Origin of the sequence: Streptomyces sp. S3(2020) (genome assembly GCF_013044505.1) — a bacterium.
GTDB lineage: Bacteria > Actinomycetota > Actinomycetes > Streptomycetales > Streptomycetaceae > Streptomyces.
This window is the reverse complement of record NZ_JABERD010000037.1, coordinates 15,090-33,233: the sequence shown is the minus strand read 5'-3', so window position 1 is coordinate 33,233 and position 18,144 is coordinate 15,090. Positions and strand designations below refer to the sequence as shown.

At 70.3% G+C, this 18,144-nt stretch carries 15 protein-coding genes; 7 read left to right on the top strand and 8 right to left on the bottom strand.

What is annotated here, in order from left to right; all coding sequences use genetic code 11:
- Positions 1–43 precede the first annotated feature (43 nt).
- Entirely contained in the window at positions 44–1,372 is a 1,329-nt protein-coding gene (locus HLK59_RS14920) for a DUF6716 putative glycosyltransferase (RefSeq protein WP_171141898.1), read from the bottom strand.
- A 198-nt stretch (positions 1,373–1,570) separates the two neighbouring features.
- Between HLK59_RS14920 and HLK59_RS14915 the strand changes: the two genes are divergently transcribed.
- From HLK59_RS14915 to HLK59_RS14900, 4 genes are all read left to right on the top strand, one after another.
- Entirely contained in the window at positions 1,571–2,557 is a 987-nt protein-coding gene (locus HLK59_RS14915) for a glycosyltransferase family 2 protein (protein WP_171141897.1), read from the top strand.
- The gene (locus tag HLK59_RS14910) at positions 2,557–3,912 is read left to right on the top strand and encodes an alpha-2,8-polysialyltransferase family protein (RefSeq protein WP_171141896.1); all 1,356 of its coding nucleotides are present in this window, start codon (positions 2,557–2,559) and stop codon (positions 3,910–3,912) included. The genes HLK59_RS14915 and HLK59_RS14910 overlap by 1 nt, the downstream gene beginning before the upstream one ends.
- A gap of 138 nt (positions 3,913–4,050) precedes the next feature.
- Positions 4,051–5,028: a hypothetical protein gene (locus HLK59_RS14905; RefSeq protein ID WP_171141895.1), complete on the top strand. Its 978-nt coding sequence runs from the start codon at positions 4,051–4,053 to the stop codon at positions 5,026–5,028.
- Between the two features lie 19 nt (positions 5,029–5,047).
- Positions 5,048–5,356, top strand: a complete 309-nt coding sequence (locus HLK59_RS14900) for a DUF6193 family natural product biosynthesis protein (RefSeq protein ID WP_171141894.1) — start codon at positions 5,048–5,050, stop codon at positions 5,354–5,356.
- A gap of 37 nt (positions 5,357–5,393) precedes the next feature.
- On the opposite strand, the gene HLK59_RS14895 is transcribed toward HLK59_RS14900, so the two are convergent.
- Positions 5,394–7,712, bottom strand: coding sequence for a glycosyltransferase (locus HLK59_RS14895; protein WP_171141893.1), 2,319 nt, complete (start codon positions 7,710–7,712; stop codon positions 5,394–5,396).
- Entirely contained in the window at positions 7,709–9,172 is a 1,464-nt protein-coding gene (locus HLK59_RS14890; RefSeq protein WP_171141892.1) for a glycosyltransferase family 29 protein, read from the bottom strand. The genes HLK59_RS14895 and HLK59_RS14890 overlap by 4 nt, the downstream gene beginning before the upstream one ends.
- A 244-nt stretch (positions 9,173–9,416) precedes the next feature.
- Here HLK59_RS14890 and HLK59_RS14885 point away from each other — a divergent pair, with 244 nt between their 5' ends.
- Positions 9,417–10,511, top strand: a complete 1,095-nt coding sequence (locus HLK59_RS14885) for an acyltransferase (RefSeq protein ID WP_346779731.1) — start codon at positions 9,417–9,419, stop codon at positions 10,509–10,511.
- Positions 10,512–10,764: 253 nt separating this feature from the next.
- On the opposite strand, the gene HLK59_RS14880 is transcribed toward HLK59_RS14885, so the two are convergent.
- Positions 10,765–11,421 (bottom strand): TetR/AcrR family transcriptional regulator C-terminal domain-containing protein, encoded by a 657-nt coding sequence (locus HLK59_RS14880; RefSeq protein ID WP_171141890.1) that lies wholly within the window; start codon positions 11,419–11,421, stop codon positions 10,765–10,767.
- 70 nt (positions 11,422–11,491) lie between these two features.
- Between HLK59_RS14880 and HLK59_RS14875 the strand changes: the two genes are divergently transcribed.
- Entirely contained in the window at positions 11,492–12,898 is a 1,407-nt protein-coding gene (locus tag HLK59_RS14875) for an FAD-dependent oxidoreductase (RefSeq protein WP_171141889.1), read from the top strand.
- 1 nt (position 12,899) lies between these two features.
- Here HLK59_RS14875 and leuE read toward each other — a convergent pair whose 3' ends face one another.
- Positions 12,900–13,550 (bottom strand): leucine efflux protein LeuE, encoded by a 651-nt coding sequence (gene leuE / locus HLK59_RS14870; RefSeq protein ID WP_171141888.1) that lies wholly within the window; start codon positions 13,548–13,550, stop codon positions 12,900–12,902.
- Between the two features lie 18 nt (positions 13,551–13,568).
- Positions 13,569–15,149, bottom strand: coding sequence for a methylmalonyl-CoA mutase family protein (locus tag HLK59_RS14865; protein WP_171141887.1), 1,581 nt, complete (start codon positions 15,147–15,149; stop codon positions 13,569–13,571).
- Positions 15,150–15,288: 139 nt separating this feature from the next.
- Between HLK59_RS14865 and HLK59_RS14860 the strand changes: the two genes are divergently transcribed.
- Positions 15,289–16,089 (top strand): L,D-transpeptidase family protein, encoded by an 801-nt coding sequence (locus HLK59_RS14860; protein WP_171141924.1) that lies wholly within the window; start codon positions 15,289–15,291, stop codon positions 16,087–16,089.
- Between the two features lie 199 nt (positions 16,090–16,288).
- Here HLK59_RS14860 and HLK59_RS14855 read toward each other — a convergent pair whose 3' ends face one another.
- Positions 16,289–17,359 carry a hypothetical protein gene (locus HLK59_RS14855; RefSeq protein ID WP_171141886.1) on the bottom strand — a complete coding sequence of 357 codons (1,071 nt, stop codon included), beginning with the start codon at positions 17,357–17,359 and terminating at the stop codon, positions 16,289–16,291.
- Entirely contained in the window at positions 17,359–18,021 is a 663-nt protein-coding gene (locus HLK59_RS14850) for an RNA polymerase sigma factor (protein WP_171141885.1), read from the bottom strand. Before HLK59_RS14850 ends, HLK59_RS14855 begins: the two co-directional genes overlap by 1 nt.
- Positions 18,022–18,144: the final 123 nt, after the last annotated feature.

Genomic DNA, 18,144 nt, shown 5'->3' with positions numbered 1-18,144 from the left:
GCCGCAGCCGCGAAGCGACCCATCGCGGCACTCTCGAAGGCGCTCACAGCTCCCCCATCCGCCGGATGACCGGCGCCACCCGCTGCACCCCGTGCCGGTACGCCCCCCGCGCGGCCCGCCGCACGATCTGCCGCACAGGCCCGGGCTCCCTGTCAGCAGCGGGAGCCCCCGGCAATGGACTGCCGTCGGGGCCGAGATGATGGCGGGCGAGGATGCCAGGCAGATAGCCCCGCGCGGTGGCGGGTGTGTAATACGGCGTCAACGGCGGCCGGTCACCCCCGAGGAGCTTCGCGATCCGCTCCCGCGCAGCATCGAACGCGGTCCCGTACGATCCGTCCGCCGCGACACCCTGCCGGGAAACCCACTCCGGGTCAGCCGCCGGCAGGTACCCCGCGTCCAGCTGGTCCCAGGAGGCGAGGCACCCGGACCCGACGAAGTGGTGGTTGCCCAGCACCTCGCGCACACCCAGGTCGGTGAGCACCACCGTGGGGATCCGCCGGTGCAGCGACTCCAGCGCGGCCGTCGACGAGATCGTGACCAGCAGATCCGTACGGTCCAGGACCTCGCCCATGTTCCCGTACACCAGACGGAAGTTGGCCGGCGGATCGAGCTTCTGGACCAGCTTCTGGTAGGGCTGCTCCTCGATGTGCGTGGTGTGTTCGCCGGGCTTGGAGCGCAGCTTCAGCAGCACCTCGCGTTCGGGATGCAGCCGGGCGTGCTGGATGAGCCGGTTCAGGAGATACGTACGGTCCTTGCGGCTGTCAGGGACGGAGGGCTGGACGGCGAACACGACGGTGTACGGGTCGTGTTCGCCTTCGTACGCGGCCCCGCCGAGGAACGGCAGCGCCACCTCCGTGACCGACGAGGCGTCGGCGCCCACCCCTTCGTACACGGTCCGGAAACGGTCCGCGTCCTGGCGGGAGTTGGCGAGGACCAGGTCCGCGCCGTGCCTCAGCAGCAGGCCGTCGGCGAGCTTCTCGTAGACGACACCGACGTAGCCGGTGACGACGACAGGGCGCTCGGAGCGGCCCTCCCACACCCGCTTCAGGCCGTGCAGCATGGCCTGGACGCCGCCGCCGACGAGGGCGATGACCACGATGTCGTACGGCTCCTCCGCCATGGCGCGCAGGAACTCGACGGACGTGACCTCCCGGAGCGAGTCGGCGGGCACCCCGACCTCCGCCAGCTGGCGCGGGGTGGGGGTGGCGCGTCCGCGCAGCAGGAAACCGCTGAGGGCGAGGGGCCCTTGCGCATCCTCGCGCGGGGCGATGCGATGAGATGTGAGGGCACCCCATTTCCAGCGGGTGTCCGAGTCCGCTAGGACCGCGATTCGCGTCGGCGTCGTTGTGGTTGCTGGCGTACTTGCTGGCACGTCCAAGACGCTAGGAAGCAATTCCTAGGTATGGCCCAACCGCGAATCAACGAAAAGTTAACAACAGCCCACCGAGAGCCGAACTGGCTCGCCGAAGCCCGGGAAGTACAGGGGATGCACCGTTCCGACACATTGAGTTCACCCCCCGTACGATCACCGTCCAGTTCCCCTGCCGAGCGGCCTTCTAGCGTTTCGCGGGTGCCAAAGCTTTCCGTGATCGTGCCGTTCTACAACGTGCAGCAATACGCCCCGGACACCCTCAGAACTCTGCGGCTCAACGCCCGGAGCGACTTCGAGTTCATCCTCGTCGACGACAAATCCAAGGATGAAACACCGGCCATTCTCGAACGGGCGGCCGAGTCGCTTTCGGATGTCGCACAGGTGAGATATATCCGCCATGAGGAGAACGGAGGTCTCGCCACCGCCCGGAACACCGGACTGGACGCGGCGACGGGCGAGTACCTCACCTTCCTCGACGGCGACGACTGGCTCGCGCCGGGCTATCTCGCCGAACTGGTGGCGGCCATCGAGGATCTGGGCTGCGACTTCATCCGCACCGACCATGTGCAGGCGACCGCCCGCGCCCGGTCCGTCCACCGGGCGCCGGTGGGTCTGCGCGGGGAGGTGCTGAACCCGCGCGAGGCGATCCTGCCCGCCGACCGGACGACCTCCGTGGACTACGCGTACGCGTGGGCCGGCGCCTACCACCGCCGGCTCCTGGACAAGGGCCTGCTGCACTTCACCGACGGGCTGCGCACGGCCGAGGACCGGCCGTGGATCTGGAAGCTGCACCGCGAGGCGGAGTCGTTCGCCGTGGTGAGCCTGCTCGGGGTGTTCTACCGGCGCGGGGTGGCCTCCTCGCTCACCCAGATCGGCGACGCCCGCCAGTTGGACTTCATCCGCGCCTTCGACCAGGTCGTCGAGGAGACGGCGACGGACCGGGACGCCGCCCGGCTGCTCCCGAAGGCGGTGCGCACCTACTGCGCGATCATCGCCCACCACCTCTCCGACGAGGCCAAGTGGGAGCCCGGCGTGGCCAAGCAGCTCCAGGCGTTGAGCGCGGCGGCCATAAAGCGGATGCCGCAGGACGCCCTCGGCGACGTGCTCGACACGATGGACCTGCGCCGCTCGTCCAGACTGCGGCGGCTGCGGCGCCGGGTCACCACAGCGAAGGCGGCCGCCTGATGTCCCCGAACAGTGCTCGTGCCACTCGTCGTACGACCCAGATCTTCTGCGCCTCCACGCTGTACGGGGTGGCCACCCTGGCCGCCGCGATCGAGTCCGACCTCTTCGAGGAGGCGGAGCGGCGGGTGCTGCTGGTGTTCAACAACGCGGCGACCCCGGAGACCACTCCGGCTCTCGACGAGATGCCCGGCTTCGACCCGCTGCGCGACCACTTCGACGGCGTGCTGTCGTGGAACGAGGCCATCCACCCCTTCCACCCCGGCTCCTGGACACCGCGCACCGACGACATCCCGCTCTTCGAGCGCTATCTGCGGCTGCTGTGGGGCCTCGGCGACGACCGTGTCGAGCTGGTCCTGGAGTCCATCCAGGTCACCCCCGCGCTCACGGTGGCCCAGCTGTTCACCGGCGCCCCCGTGCATGTCTACGCGGACGGCCTGATGAGCTACGGCCCCACCCGCAACAAGCTCGACCCGCTGGTCGGCACGCGCGTGCGCCGGCTGCTCCACCTGGACCTGGTGCCGGGCCTCACGCCGATGCTGCTGACCGAGTTCGACGTGCCCGCGCAGGTCGTGCCGACGGGCGCGTTCCTGAAGGTGCTGGGCGAACTCGGCGAGGCCGTACCGGAGTTGCCCGCGCTGCCGGAGAACTCGGCGCTGCTGCTTGGCCAGTACCTGTCCGCGCTGAACATCCTCTCCGCCGGGGAGGAGGAGGAACTGCACGTACGGATGATGCGCGGCGCGGTCGAGCGCGGGCATCGCAGCATCGTCTTCAAACCGCACCCCACCGCACCGGCCCGCTTCAGCCGCGTCCTGGAGACCGAGGCCGGGAAGCTGGGCGTCGACCTGACGGTCCTGGACACCCCCGTCCTCGCCGAGGTGCTGTTCGAGAGGGCACGGCCGGGGCTGGTCGTCGGCTGCTTCTCGACGGCGCTGTTCACGGCGTCCGTCTTCTACGGGCTTCCCGTCGCCCGTATCGGCACCGGGCCGCTCCTGGACCGGCTCACGCCGTACCAGAACAGCAACCGGGTCCCGGCGGTGCTGGCCGACGCGGTGCTGCCGGACCTGGAGCGGCGGGACGGCGAGGACCCGCTGCCCGCGGACGAGCTGAACGCTCTGGTCACCGCGGTCGGGTTCACCATGCAGGACCGGATCTACCCGGGCCGGCGCGGGACGGCGGAGAAGTACCTCGCCGAGCGGCTGCGCCCGCGCACCCGGCGGTACTTCCGGAAGAAGCGCCTCACGTCCCTGGGGCTGCCCGGCGGTATCCCGGAGCGGCTGGCGTTCCTGCCGCACAACTCCACGGCGCGGCGGGTCGTACGACAGGCGCGGGCCCTGAGGAAGGCCGTGAAGCGCTGAGCGAATGAGGGATGAACTCCCCGGAAAGGCCGTGGAAATACAGCCCAACCATCGAGCTACTCCGTTGATTCAATGGTGAAGCGGTGTCCGTGTCCCTAGGATCACGGGCACCGCCTATCCGAATCCCGTGAGGCACTCATGACGAAGCTCGGCCGGCTCTACTCCCTCTTCGACAGCGTCACGCTGCCGGAGAACCTGCCCTACACCCAGTGCAGCACCTGGGAGCTCCAGTTCCTGTACCTGGTGGGCCGGCATCACCTCACGGGCCGGGACCGGATCGTCGAACTGGGTTCGGGGGGCGGCGGATCGACGTACGCGCTCGGGCTCGGCCTGAGCGAGAGCCCCGTGTTCGACCGGAAGAGCGGGCGGTTGCACGCCTACGACTTCTTCCGGGTCGGCAAGGGCACCTTCGCCTCGGAGAAGTTCTTCGACTCCGGTCACAAACCGGCCGACGACAACTCCTTCCTGGACGACTTCAAGGGGCGTCTGGAGCCCTTCCTGCCGTTCCTGGAGATCCACGCCGGTGATCTGTGGCAGACCTCGGACCCCGGGGACACCAGCCCCGTGGAGTTCCTGCACATCGACATCGCCAAGACGGCCCGGGTGTTCCGGTGTGTGTCGGAGCGGTTCCTGACCCGGATGCGGCCCGGCACGGTCGTCCTGCACCAGGACTTCGCCGGACCCCGGCTGCCGTGGCTGCACCACAGCACGGGCGCCCTGCTGCCGTACATCGAGATCGCCGGGCCGCCGATCCGCTCCACCCTCGCCTTCGAGGTGACGAAGCCGATCCCGGCGGACGTCCTCAAGCGCGTCACCGACGACGACTACACGGTCGACGAGAAGCTCGCCCTGATCTCCGCCGTCCAGGAGAGGATCGACCGCGACCACACCGGCGGCATCCCCTTCAAGTCCGTCCTCGAACTGTCCAAGGCGTACGTCGCCCACTACGACGGCCAGCACCGGCGGGCCTGGTCGATCGCCAGGCCGCTGACCTCGGACGAGTATCTGAGCCGCACCCGCGCCGACCACTTCGAGCAGCTGCGGAAGGCGTACGGGAAGGAGCAGCCGGGCGGTTCGAAGCTCACCCGGCTGCTGCACAAGGCCGTCGGCCGCTGAGCTGTCGCATGATGGGCCCATGGACACGGACGCGGCAATAGAGGCGGGCTGGCAGAAGGCGCGGGACGACGGGCGCGTACGGCCGGAGTTGCTGGACCTGGCCTACGCGGAACCCCGGCTGCGGCGCCGGTTCCCCTGGGTCGGGATGGGGGAGCTGCACTTCAGCCGTACCACGGAGCAGCCGTGGACCTGGGACATCCCCTTCGTCCTGTCCGAGTACGGGGGCACCTACTTCGTGATGGGCCCGTCCCGGCAGGAGTCGGTGGGACGGGTGACGACGGCGCGGGAGGCCGTCGACCTGGTGCTGGAGCACCTGCCGGACGAGTGAGGTGCGGGCCCCCTGTGCCGTGGGGGCCCGCGGTCCCTCAACCCCCCAGGATCACCCGGAGGTCGGCCGCGTTGGCCTCGGTGACCTTCCACAGTTCCTGCTGGCGGCCGTGGACGTCGGCGACCGTCTTGGCGTGGTCGGCGAGCAGCTCCTTGGAGCGCTCGACCAGCCGGGCCGCGAGGTGGCGGTCATGGACCGAGACGCCCCACTCCGGGCGCTCGATGTCCCGCAGGAAGTACGCCATCTTCGGGTGCGAGATCAGACTGATGATGGGCGTGCCGACGCCGAACGGGATCATCCCGGCGTGGCCGCGCATGCCGATCACCAGCTTGGTGCGGGCGTACAGCTCGCGGATCTGGTCGTTCTCGAAGTCGTACATCGGGATGACCGGCAGCGAGATGCCGTGCTCGCGGCGCAGATCGAAGGCGATCTTCTCGTCGTCGAGCGAGTGCGCCACGCACTGCACCTCGGCGAGCTCCCCCAGGTCCCGTACGGCCTGGGCCATCTGGGCGAGGAAGTAGCCGTAGTCGTGGCCGAAGCGCAGACCCGCGCGGTCGTACGCCGCGTTGACGAGGATGGTGTTCTCGCGCCGCACCGGGTCCTGCCAGCCCGCGACAAGCTGGCGCATGACCGTGGTGGGGCAGGGCTGGAAGCGCACCTTGTCGTGCAGGTGCGACGGCAGCATCGCGCGGACCTTCTCGATCGAGCCGTGGTTGCGCAGTCCGAAGAAGGCGGAGCGCTCGACGAGTTGGAGGAGCGAGTCGCGGAAGCGGTTCGCACGGTAGGACTGGCCGTCGAAGGCGTTGAAGCCCACGGCGAAGACCGCGATCGGTACGTCGATGCGGTTCAGGAGCCCGTCCGGGACGTTCCACTGCCAGGCGCTGTTGCCGTTGGGCATGGTGTCCGGGATGAAGAGCCCTCCGCCGCCGATGACCAGGCCCCGGCGGGCGTTGACGCGCTCCAACGCGGCCTCGTCGAAGAGGCGGTGGGCGTGGACCGAGTGCCAGCGCCGCGAGGTGACGTCGGGGCCGAAGGCGAGCCGGACGGTCTCCGGGAGGAGCTTGTCGCCCGCGTTGCCCTGCCGGTCCATGTAGAAGGCGACGTGGGCGAGCTGGTCCTCGGCGCTGCCCCGCTCCTGCGCGGGCACGGCGGCCGCGCGCTGCGCCCACAGCCGGCTGGAGCGGTGGGTCGGGTCGACGGTGATACCGGCGGTGGCGTGCCTCAGGGACTCCGTGTTGTCGCCGTGCACCCACGCCATCTGGGCGAGGCGGGCGTACGCCGTGGCGGCCCGGTTGGGGGCGGCGGTGGCGAGGAGCAGCTGGGCCTTGGCCTCCTCGTGGCGGGAGACGCTCATCAGGGCGTGGCCGAGGACCTCGTGCGGCCAGGCCTCGTCGAGCGGGATCCGGACGCTGGTGAGGACGTCGACGGCGTCCTGGTAGTCGCCGGACGCGATGTGCGCGGCGGCGACCTTGCGGGCCACCTCGACATCGCCGGTGCGCTTGACGTGCGGGGTGCCGAAGTGGACGACCAGGTCGTGGTGGAGGCCACCGTTCGACGCGAGGTAGGCGGCCTGGAAGTCGGCGTCCGACAGCTCGAACTCGCGCCAGCGGTCCTCGGCCTGGCTGTACCCGGCCTCGCCGCCCTGCCAGGGCTTGTGGCGGCCGGTGAAGTGCAGGATCGCGGTGTCCTCGGGGACCGGGAGGTCGCCGGACAGGCGCCGCTTGACGAAGTTGTAGCGCGGGTCGACGCGCACGAAGTCGCCGTCCAGGACGGCGTTGAGGATGCCCTGGTCGTGCTTGTCGAGCTCGTAGTCGCCGCTGCGGCCACACCGGTCGAGCCTGGCGCAGAACTCGTCGCTCAGGTACTCGCGCTGGATGACGAGCAGCCCCGAGTTGAGCTTGTGCTGTCCGTAGAAGAACTGCGGGACGGCCGCCAGCCCCTCGCGCAGCCGCAGGAGTTCACCGAGGTCGCCGAGGACGACCATGTCGGTGTCGAGGGTGATGATCGTGTCGTACTCGCGGATCCTGAACACGTCGAGGATGAAGTACGCCTTGCGGACCAGGTAGTTGTCCTGGTCGCCCTTCTTGTACGAGTCGTAGTGGGTGTCGCCCACGCGCTTGAGGACGATCCGCGGGTGCAGGGCGCGGATCCGCGCGATCGAGCCGGGGCGCAGATCGTCGTAGAGGACGACGAAGTCCTCGCACACGCCGGGGTTGGAGAGCGCGAGGCTGCGCAGGAGGGTCAGGAACCCGGGCAGGTAGTTCTCGTCGACGTAGGACGCGAAGGCGATGCGGCGCTTGCCGGTGAGCGCGTGGGCGTCGGTGGCGGGGGCCGCGGTGAGAGTGGTCTGGGTCATCGCAGGGAGATCCTCATGTCGGTCACGCTCTGGGCCCGCTGCATGACCCATGCCTTCTCGCTGGTGTACTCGTGCACGGACGTGATCGCGAGCTTCATCGCCTCCTGGACGCGGTAGGCGCCGCTCTCGTAGAAGTCGAAGCCGATCAGGTCCAGGGTCGGGCTGACGTCCAGGAAGTCCAGCAGGTACAGCATGTTGAAGCCGGTGGTGGGGATGCCGGACCAGACGTCGGTGGAGAGCCTGCCGATGTTGCGCACGGGCCAGCGCAGCGACTCGTCGCCGAGGAAGGCCTGGGCGCCGGGGACGAGCCGGTTGCGCAGCGAGTACTTCCAGTCGCCGGAGATACCGCCGAACACGAGCCGGGTGTCGACCTGTTGGTCCCAGTTGAAGCCGTGCTTGTGGATGGTGGCGTGGATGTCGGTGCGGCTGCCGGTGTGCTTCGGGTCGATCCGGTACGAGTTGAAGCGCACGACGAGGTCGTACGCGTCGATCTCGGCGCCCATCGAACTCGCGCCGACGCGCCCGGAGTTGGCGATCAGACAGATCGACTTCCCGGCGATCCGGTTGCGGAACTCACCGAGGCTGATCCACTGCACTCCGCCGACGGTGGGGTCGGCGACGGGGCCGCGCATCCGGTTGCGGCGCTGCTCGGAGTAGAGGGCGAGGGCCTCGGTGAGGGCGGCGAGGTCCGTCGACTCGGTGGTCCGCAGGTCCAGGTACTGGCTGAGGAGTTCCTGCCGGTCGGCGACCGGGGCGCCCTCGGCGGCCAGCGTCAGGAGCGCTCCCACGAGGCGCGGCTCGGCCTCGGTCCAGTCCCCCACCGCGTGGGCGGCCAGACCCTCGGCCCAGACGTCGGTGGCGGGGCGGCGGGTGAACTCCGCGGCACGCGGGCTCTGCCGCTTCAGCAGTGCCAGCAACTCCCGCTCCTTGTCGGCCGCGACCCGCAGACCGGCGATCTTGGCGCGGACGCCGAAGCCGTCGTCGTCGGTGAGGGCGAGGTACTTCTCGTACGCCTCGACGGCCTCGGTCTCCTCGCCGAGGGCCTCCAGGAGCCGGGCGCGCAGCCGCCAGCCGGCGCGGGAGTTCCTGCGCTGGGCGAGGACGGTGTCGCTGATGACGAGGGCGAGGTCGAGTTCGTCGTCGTAGCCGCATTCGAGCGCCTTGTTGGCGACGGCGAGCAGCGCGTCGAGGAGTTCGCCCGGGATGGCGGAGGCCGGGGTGGCGGCACCCTTGACGGCTCGCTTGAGCAGGGCGGTGGCGCCGCCGGCCGGGGCGGGACCGGAGGCGGACGTGGCGGTCGTGCCCCACGCGACGAGCAGTTTGCGCAGCTGCTCGGCGAGTTCGACGCGGCGCCGGTCGATGCTGCCGACGACCTTTCCGCTGTGCACCGCGCAGGCGCGCAGGCAGTCGTCCAGCTCCCCTCCACGCGCACGTGCACGTCTCTTCTGGACCGTCGTCATGGCACTCCTGTTTTGTCTTCTTACCAAAGCTGAGGCGAGTTCTTGGGCTTTACCGCTTGCACGGGGGGATTCTGAGCGAATTTAGGAAGCCAAAACGACATTCAGGTGAACTCACCGGGACCGTGCGGCCAATCGTTGGCTCGCCGGCCAAGACATCCCTGTGATTCGGACTAATGTCCCTGTGTGCATCCGTAGGAACAGCTGTATCGAGGGGATATCCGTGACCACGACGACGGTCCGCCAGGTGATCGAGACGCCCCGGCGGCCGGACCGGACCGCTCCCCGTGAGACCCGTCTGAGAGCCCTGGACGGACTGCGTCTGGTGGCCGCGCTGATGGTGGCGGCCTATCACTACGGCGGCCGGGGCGGCGAGGTCACCGCGGCCTGGGGGAGTTCCCCGAAAGACCAGTTCCCGACGCTGAGCGGGTATTTCGCCTACGGCTGTCTCGGTGTGCAGGTCTTTTTCGTGATCAGCGGATTCGTGATCTGCATGAGCGGCTGGGGCAGACCGCTGAAGTCGTTCTTCGCGTCCCGCGCGTCCCGGCTGCTGCCCGCGTACTGGGTGGCGGTCCTGCTCGTCACGGCGGTCTTCGCGCTGCCGATGGTCGCCTTCAAGGCGGTCGCGCCGAGCGACGCCCTGGTCAACATGACGATGCTTCAGCAGCCGTTGGGCGTCGACCGGGTGCTGGGCGTGTGCTGGACGCTGTGGGCGGAGGTCCGCTTCTACGTCCTGTTCGCGCTGTGCGTGGTCCTGCCCGGGGCCTCCCGGCGGCGGGTCGTCATGTTCTGCGCGGGCTGGACGCTGGCCGCGGCGATCGCCCAGGCCTCCAAGGAGCCGTTGCTCGACATCGTGCTGATGCCCGAGTACGCGCCCTTCTTCATCGGCGGTGTCGGCCTGTACCTCGTCCACCGGGACCGGCGGGACGTCTACGCGTGGGGCATCGTCGCCGTCAGCTTCCTGATCGGCCAGCACTACGCGGTCCGCGGTCTGTGGAACGCCGCCGACCCGAACGCCTTCGCGCACCGCACCACCCTCGGGATCGTGGCCGTCGTCGCCTTCGGCTTCCTCGCCGTCACCGCGATCGCGCTGGGCTGGCTGAACCGGGTGAACTGGCGCTGGCTGACGGTGGCCGGGGCGCTGACGTACCCCTTCTACCTGGTCCACGAGCATCTCGGCTGGGTGGTGATCCACGCGCTGCACATCGGGCTCGGACTGCCGTCCGCGGAGACGTTCGCGCTGACGGTGGCCTCGATGCTGCTGCTGGCCTGGCTGATGAACCGGTACGTCGAGAAGCCCCTGACCCCGAAGCTGCGTTCGGCCTTGGCCAAGGCTCGCTGAGGTTGTTCACCGGACGTTCAGCGCGGGCACCAGGTTTTGCTCACCTGGTTCCTCGAACGGCAGGATGAGCCGGGGGACCTGTTGGAGCTCCGAGACCGCGAAGTCGTACGCCTCCCTCTCCCAGCAGAGTGATCGAGGCGCCGAGTTCGGTGATCTCCTCCGAGGTCGCGCGCCCTGAAGTGCCGCCTCGCCTCGGCCGCGGGTCCCTTGTGGCTGGTCGCGCAGTTCCCCGCGCCCCTTTCGGGGCGCGACCTCACCCGGCGCCTTTGACGTACCTCGCCTCGATTCCCGCGATCACCAGCCCCAGCCCCTCCTCGAAGTGCCTCTCGTAGTCCGCGAAGATCTCCGCGCCCGCCGCCGCCGACAGGGGAAAGTCGGCCATCAGGCGGGCGCGTTCGTCGATGTCGTAGCCTTCGCGGCGCTCACCCGGCACAGGTTCGACGCCCTGCTCCTCGATGACGAAGCCGAGGGTGTAGAGGTACGTCGTCGACGAGGCCCTGACCGCTTGGGCGAGAGTGAAGCCCGCGGACGTGAACAAGCGCAGGTTGTCCTCCATGGCCTCCACATGCACGAGGCTCGTGAAGCGTGAGCCGCTGAAGACCCTCGCGCCGTCGCGGTAGCCGAGCAGGGCGGCACGCAGCCCGCGATTGGCCTTCAGCAGCCGTTCCTGCCAGGTGTCGGCGGCGTCGAGGGCGGTCCCGGCGACCATGCGGCGGTACATCTCCGTCGCCATCTCGTCGAGCAGCGCCTGTTTGTCCTTGAAGTGCCAGTACAGGGCGGGTGCCTTGACGTCGAGTTCTCTGGCGATGGCGCGCAGGGTCAGACCGTCCAGGCCCGTCTCGTTGAGGAGCCTCAGGGCGGTGTCGGCGACCCGGGTGCGGTCGAGGGGGGCGCGTCGTTCCGTAGTCACGCTTGACAGCTTAACGCCGTTAAGGGCACGCTCATGGGCGACGGCACTTAACAGCGTTAAGGAGATTCGCGTGAATACGGACGTACTGATCGTCGGCGCGGGCCCGACCGGCCTCGCCCTCGGTATCGACCTGGCCCGGCGCGGGGTGGACGCCCTGGTGGTGGAGAAGGCCGGGGAGCTCTTCCCCGGCTCACGGGGCAAGGGCATCCAGCCCCGCACCATGGAGGTCTTCGACGACCTCGGCGTCCTCGACGCGATCCACGCCGCCGGCGGCGGCTACCCGGTCGGGATGGTCTGGCAGAACGGCGAGCGGGTCGGCGAGCACCAGATGTTCGACCCGGCCGAGGCGACGGAGGACTCCCCCTACAACGAGCCGTGGATGGTGCCGCAGTGGCGGACCCAGCGGATCCTGGGGGCGCGGCTGACCGAGCTCGGCGGCGAGGTCGCCTTCGGACGCGAGCTGACCGGTCTCACCCAGGACGAGGAGGGCGTGACGGCCCGCTTCACGGACGGCGAGGACATCCGCGCCCGGTATCTGGTGGCGGCGGACGGCGGCCGCTCGGCGGTGCGGCGCGCGCTCGGCATCGCCATGACGGGCGAGACGGTCGACCCGCAGCCGATGCTGGTGGCGGACGTACGCCTGACCGGCCTGGACCGCGACCACTGGCATGTCTTCCCGCCGAGCGGGGAGGGCGACGGCTTCCTCGCGATCTGCCCCCTCGCGGGCACCGAGGACTTCCAGGTCGCGGCCCAGTTCCCGGCGGACACGGCGGTGGACGTGTCCACGGACGGCGTCCGCAAGGTGGTCGCCGCCCGCTCCCACCTCGACCCCTCGGACGTCACGGAGGTCCGCTGGGCCTCCGACTTCCGCCCCCGCATGGCCCTCGCGGACCGCTTCCGCGCGGGCAGGGTCTTCCTCGCGGGCGACGCGGCCCACATCCACTCCCCGGCGGGCGGCCAGGGGCTCAACACCAGCGTCCAGGACGCCTACAACCTTGGCTGGAAGCTGGGCGCGGTCCTGCGGGGCGACGCCCCGGCGACGCTGCTGGACACCTACGAGGAGGAGCGGCGCCCCATCGCCGCGGACATGCTCGGCCTGTCGGCCGGCGTCCACCGCGGCGAGGTCCGGCGCGGTGACGCGACCCGTCAGCTGGGGCTGGGGTACCGGGACTCGACCCTCACCCAGGAGTCCCGGGGGACGGTGACCGGGCTACGGGCAGGCGACCGGGCTCCGGACGGGCTGCTGGGCGGGACACGGCTCTTCGACGCGTTCCGGGGGCCGCACTGGACGCTGGTGGCGGTGGGGAGCGAGGCGCCGGAGGTGCCGGGGGCGGTCAGGGTCGTACGCGGAGAGGCACAGGAGTCGTACGGAACGGCCCTCTTCCTGGTACGCCCGGACGGTTATGTGGGCTGGGCGGGCACGACGGCCGACGGGCTCAGGGCGTACATGGAGCGCCTGGGCCTCTGGTCACACTAGGTCACACGCTGCCGGCCAGCGACAGCTTCACCGCGAACCCGAGGAACAACGCCCCCGCCGCCGACGTCGCCCCCGCCGACAACCGCCTCCGGCGCCGGAACGCCTCCGCCAGCCGCGTCCCGCTGAATATCAGCGCACTGAGGTAGAGGACACTCGCCACCTGCGCGAACACGCCGAGCACGACGAACGACAGCGCGGGATAGGCGTACCCCGGATCGACGAACTGCACGAAGAAGGCGACGAAGAACAGGATCGCCTTGGGGTTGAAGAGGCTGACGACCAGCGCACGCCGGAAGGGCCGCTCATGGGCGACGCCCCCTTCCGGGACGGCCGCGGCCGTCTCCCCCCGCGTCCGCCACATCCCCCACGCGGCCCGCAGCATCCCGAACGCCAGCCAGGTCAGATACCCGGCGCCCGCGTACTTCACGATCCCGAACAGCACGGCGTTGGCCTGGAGCAGCGAGGCGACCCCCGCGGCCGACAGCGTCATCAGCGCGGCGTCCCCGCACCACACCCCGGCCGCCGCCGTGTACCCCGACCGCACCCCGCGCCGGGCGGCGACGGAGAGCACGTACAGGGAGTTGGGCCCGGGGAGGAGGACGATCAGGACAAGGCCTGCGAGATAGGTGGGGAGATCGATGACGCCGAACATGAAAGCGAGTGTCGCACGCTAGAACGCATCCGACGGAACGTAGTTCCCCCAGACCTCCCGCAGCGCGTTGCACACCTCGCCGACCGTGGCCCGGGCCCGCAACGCCTCCTTCATCGGGTACAGGACGTTGTCCTCGCCCTCGGCGGCCTTCTTCAGGGCCGCCAGGGCCGAGTCCACCGCCCGCCGGTCGCGCTCGGCGCGCAGCCGGGCCAGGCGCTGTGCCTGCCGGGCCTCGATGGCCGGGTCGACGCGCAGGGGCTCGTACGGCTCCTCCGCGTCGAGCCGGAAGCGGTTGACGCCCACGACGACCCGCTCGCCCGCGTCCGTCTCCTGCGCGATGCGGTAGGCGCTGCGCTCGATCTCGTTCTTCTGGAAGCCGTGCTCGATGGCCGCCACCGCGCCTCCGAGGTCCTCGACCCTGCGCATCAGGCCGAGCGCGGCCGTCTCCACGTCGTCCGTCATCCGCTCGACCACGTACGAGCCCGCGAACGGGTCGACCGTCGCCGTCACGTCCGTCTCGTACGCCAGCACCTGCTGGGTACGCAGCGCCAGCCGCGCCGACTTGTCCGTGGGCAGCGCGATCGCCTCGTCGAAGGAGTTCGTGTGCAGGGACTGCGTGCCGCCGAGCACCGCCGCGAGGCCCTGGACGGCGACCCGGACCAGGTTCACCTCCGGCTGCTGGGCCGTCAGCTGCACCCCGGCCGTCTGGGTGTGGAAGCGCAGCATGAGGGACTTGGGGTTCTTCGCGCCGAACTCGTCCCGCATCACACGAGCCCAGATGCGCCTGGCCGCACGGAACTTGGCGACCTCCTCCAGGATCGTCGTACGGGCCACGAAGAAGAAGGAGAGCCGCGGGGCGAAGTCGTCGACGTCCATTCCGGCCGCCACCGCCGTACGGACGTACTCGATGCCGTCGGCCAGCGTGAAGGCGATCTCCTGCGCGGGCGAGGCCCCCGCCTCCGCCATGTGGTAGCCGGAGATCGAGATGGTGTTCCACTTCGGGATCTCGGTCCGGCAGTACTTGAAGATGTCGGCGATGAGCCGCAGCGACGGCTTCGGCGGGAAGATGTACGTCCCGCGCGCGATGTACTCCTTCAGCACGTCGTTCTGGATCGTGCCCGTCAGCTGCCGCGCCGGGACGCCCTGCTCCTCCGCCACCAGTTGGTACATCAGCAGCAACAGGGCCGCGGGCGCGTTGATCGTCATCGACGTCGAGACCTGGTCCAGCGGGATCCCGTCGAACAGGACCCGCATGTCGTCGACCGAGTCGACGGCCACGCCCACCTTGCCGACCTCGCCGTGGGCGATCGGGGCGTCGGAGTCGTGGCCCATCTGGGTCGGGAGGTCGAAGGCGACCGACAGGCCCGTCGTGCCGTGGGCGATCAGCTGCCGGTAGCGGGCGTTGGACTCCGTCGCCGTACCGAAGCCCGCGTACTGGCGCATGGTCCAGGGGCGGCCCGTGTACATCGACGGGTAGACGCCCCGGGTGAAGGGGTACGCGCCCGGCTCGCCCAGCTTCTCCGCGGGGTCCCAGCCGTCCAGGTCCCCGGGACCGTAGACCGGTGCGATGGGCAGTCCGGACTCCGACTCGCGCGCCATGGTGTGCCGCCTCCCGCTGAGTACCGACCCGTGGGTTCCTCATAACAATGCCGCGCTGTTCGCAACCAGTCATCCGCGGGAAACCATCTCTGGTGACACCGGTGGTGAGAAGGCGGGGGCGCGGATGCGTACAGAGGGCATGGGGAGAGTGATCGCCGCGCTGGTGGCGGTGGCGGCCGTGGGCGGCTGCACCGTGCAGGCGGCGGAGAACGACGGGAAGAGCCCGGTGCGGATCGAGCTGCCCAAGAGCTCCCCCGCCCCCAGCACGGAGGACGAAAAGCCCAGCGCCCAGCCGTCGAAGACCCCGCCCAAGGTGCTCCTGGCTCCCGGCGACACCGGCCGTGACGTCCGTGAGCTCCAGGCCCGGCTGCGGCAGGTCGCCTGGATCTTCGAGGGGCCGACGGGGACGTACGACGGGACGACCGAGGAGGCCGTCAAGGGGTTCCAGGGCAAGCGCGGGCTGCCGAGGACCGGCGAGACCGACACCGTCACCTGGCAGCGGCTGCTGAAGATGACGCACGAGCCGGGCAAGTGGGAGCTGTATCTGATGGGCGGGCAGCCGGCCGACAAGCCGGACGCGCGCTGCCTGACCGGCCGGGTGCTGTGCATCAGCAAGTCGAGCCGCACATTGCGCTGGATGGTGGACGGGCGCACGGAGATGACCGTGCCGGTGCGGTTCGGCTCGGAGTACACACCGACCAGGGAAGGCGTCTTCAGCGTCTACTGGAAGTCCCGCCACCACGTCTCGACGCTCTACGACTCACCGATGCCGTACGCGATGTTCTTCAGCGGCGGCCAGGCGGTGCACTACTCGTCCGACTTCGCGGCCCGGGGTTACGCGGGTGCCTCGCACGGCTGCGTCAACGTGCGGGACGAGGCGGCGATCGCGGAGCTGTTCGACGAGGTGCGCAGTGGCGACAAGGTCGTCGTGTACTGGTGACCTGTGGGGCGCGGGCGGGACCGGGGGAACGTGTCCCGCCCGCGCCGAGGTGCACGAGCCGTGAGTACGGGGGGAACCCCGGCTCTGTGCGACGGCCGATGACCAGTCGGCTCACTCATCTCAGCGCCGCCGCGGCCGAAAATGTCACACCCGTCGCGGAAAAAGTTCAACGCCCCGCGAAAATGCAGTTCAGAGGGTTTCAGAGGGCGGAGTACGAGGGGTTGGGGGACGGTTCGGGGACGGCTGCGGCCCGTTTCGGTTGCAGCGTGGTCTCGTCCGACGGGGACGGTTCGGGAGTGGAGAGGCCCCCGTTCGGGTGGTGGCCGCCGCCGTTGCCGTGGCCGTTCCCATTGCCGCCGGGGGCCCCGTCGTGGCTTTCGTCGTCACCGCCCTGACCGCCGCCGCCGTCCCGGTCGTTGTCCGAGTCCTGGTCCGAGTCCTTGCGGTCGTCTCCCGGACCGGCCTGAGCGTCCGAGGTCTTCAGTACGCCCTTGCAGTACTTCCCGACGTGCGTGGAGCCGCCCGCCAGCCCCTCCAGGGCGCGTCTGCGGTCGGTGGACAGCTGCTTGCCGTCGCGCAGGTCGCGGCAGGCCGCCGGGGCCCCGTCCCACCAGGCACCGAAGCCGCCCGTACGGCCGTGTCCGCCGGAGCCCGGGTCGGCGCCCGGCGTGGCGCCCGCGTCGGTACGCGGGCTGCCTTGATCGGGGGAGGCGCCGCTGGAGCCGTCGGGCGACGGCTCGCCCTGCGCCGCGTCGTCCGGCGACGGCGACACCACCGGACGGTCCGGGGTCACGGCGGCCGACACCGAGGCACCGGGCCGCGGCTCGTCCTTCCCGAACGGCTTCGGCAGAACTCCCGTCGCGGCCGCCACGGCCACTCCGCCGACCATCCCGAAGGCGACCACGGCAGCCAGCCCGAGCCGCACGGGCCGCCGGTGCCGGGGAGGCGGGGTGCGGTGGCCGGGGACGCCGATACGGATGAGTCCGGCGTCGGTGGAGGGGGTGTGGCCGGAGGTGGCGGAGGATGCGTGGAGGGCGGCGGCAGCCGGGGCGCGGTCCGCGTGGGCCTTGCGGAAAGCGGCCAGCGCGGCGGCCTCGCCGGGGAGTTCGGCGCTGCTCATCGGGGGTTCGACGGAGAGTGCGCCGAGGGTCTTGGCCAGGCGCTCGGCGTCGTCGCGGGCGGCGGCATCGACAGCGTTGTCCAGTGACTCGCCGCGCAGCAAACGCTCCGCCGTTTCGCGGTCCAGCCACCCGTACTGCTTGTCGGCCATCACATGTCCTTCTGCGTCCGCGGACGCGTATGCGTCACACTCGCGGACGACACCGCACGCGTGTGCGGCTCTCGCTGGGGCGGGAGCGCGTCGAGCACACCGTCCGCCTCCAGATCGGCGCCGAGCAGTTCGGCGAGCTTCTTCAGACCCCGGTGCGCTGCGGTCCGTACGGCCCCCGGCCGCTTGCCCAGCGTCTCGGCGGCGGTCTTGGCGTCGAGGCCCACCACCACCCGCAGCACGACGGCCTCGGCCTGGTCCTGCGGAAGACGGGCGATGAGGGAGAGGGTGCTGTCGGTGGCCAGCGCCTCGATGGCCTCGCCCGCGGTGTCGGACTCGCCGGCCTTCCCGGTCAGCTCGGTCTCGTCGCCGCCGATGGCGGGGCGGCGGCCGCGCATACGTATGTGGTCCAGGGCGCGGTTACGGGCGATACGGGCGGCCCAGCCGCGAAAGCGGTCCGCGTCCCCGCTGAACCGCTCCAGGTCCCGCGCGATCTGCAACCACGCCTCGGAGGCGACGTCCTCGGCGTCCGGCTCGCCGACCAGCGTCCGGACGTATCCGAGCAGCCGTGGGTGCACGGCGCGGTACACAGTCCGGAACGCGGTCTCGTCCCCGTCCTGTGCTGCAAGCACCGCGGCGGTCAGCTCCGCGTCATCCCCCAGCACGCATGGTTCCTCAGTCGATGGTCGCGGCCCCGAGGCCGCCTGCGATTGCGGTGATCTCTCGCTTCCGCGCTCGGCGCGAAAGGCACGTTACGACCTGAAACCGCTGCTCGTCCATGTCCGTAC

Excerpts from the sequence above, each read along its gene's own strand:
- HLK59_RS14910 (WP_171141896.1), top strand. The coding sequence starts at position 2,557 with ATGTCCCCGAACAGTGCTCGTGCCACTCGTCGTACGACCCAGATCTTC.
- HLK59_RS14905 (WP_171141895.1), top strand. The coding sequence starts at position 4,051 with ATGACGAAGCTCGGCCGGCTCTACTCCCTCTTCGACAGCGTCACGCTG.
- HLK59_RS14900 (WP_171141894.1), top strand. The coding sequence starts at position 5,048 with ATGGACACGGACGCGGCAATAGAGGCGGGCTGGCAGAAGGCGCGGGAC.
- HLK59_RS14895 (WP_171141893.1), bottom strand. The coding sequence starts at position 7,712 with ATGACCCAGACCACTCTCACCGCGGCCCCCGCCACCGACGCCCACGCG.
- HLK59_RS14890 (WP_171141892.1), bottom strand. The coding sequence starts at position 9,172 with ATGACGACGGTCCAGAAGAGACGTGCACGTGCGCGTGGAGGGGAGCTG.
- leuE (WP_171141888.1), bottom strand. The coding sequence starts at position 13,550 with ATGTTCGGCGTCATCGATCTCCCCACCTATCTCGCAGGCCTTGTCCTG.
- HLK59_RS14865 (WP_171141887.1), bottom strand. The coding sequence starts at position 15,149 with ATGGCGCGCGAGTCGGAGTCCGGACTGCCCATCGCACCGGTCTACGGT.
- HLK59_RS14860 (WP_171141924.1), top strand. The coding sequence starts at position 15,289 with ATGGGGAGAGTGATCGCCGCGCTGGTGGCGGTGGCGGCCGTGGGCGGC.
- HLK59_RS14855 (WP_171141886.1), bottom strand. The coding sequence starts at position 17,359 with ATGGCCGACAAGCAGTACGGGTGGCTGGACCGCGAAACGGCGGAGCGT.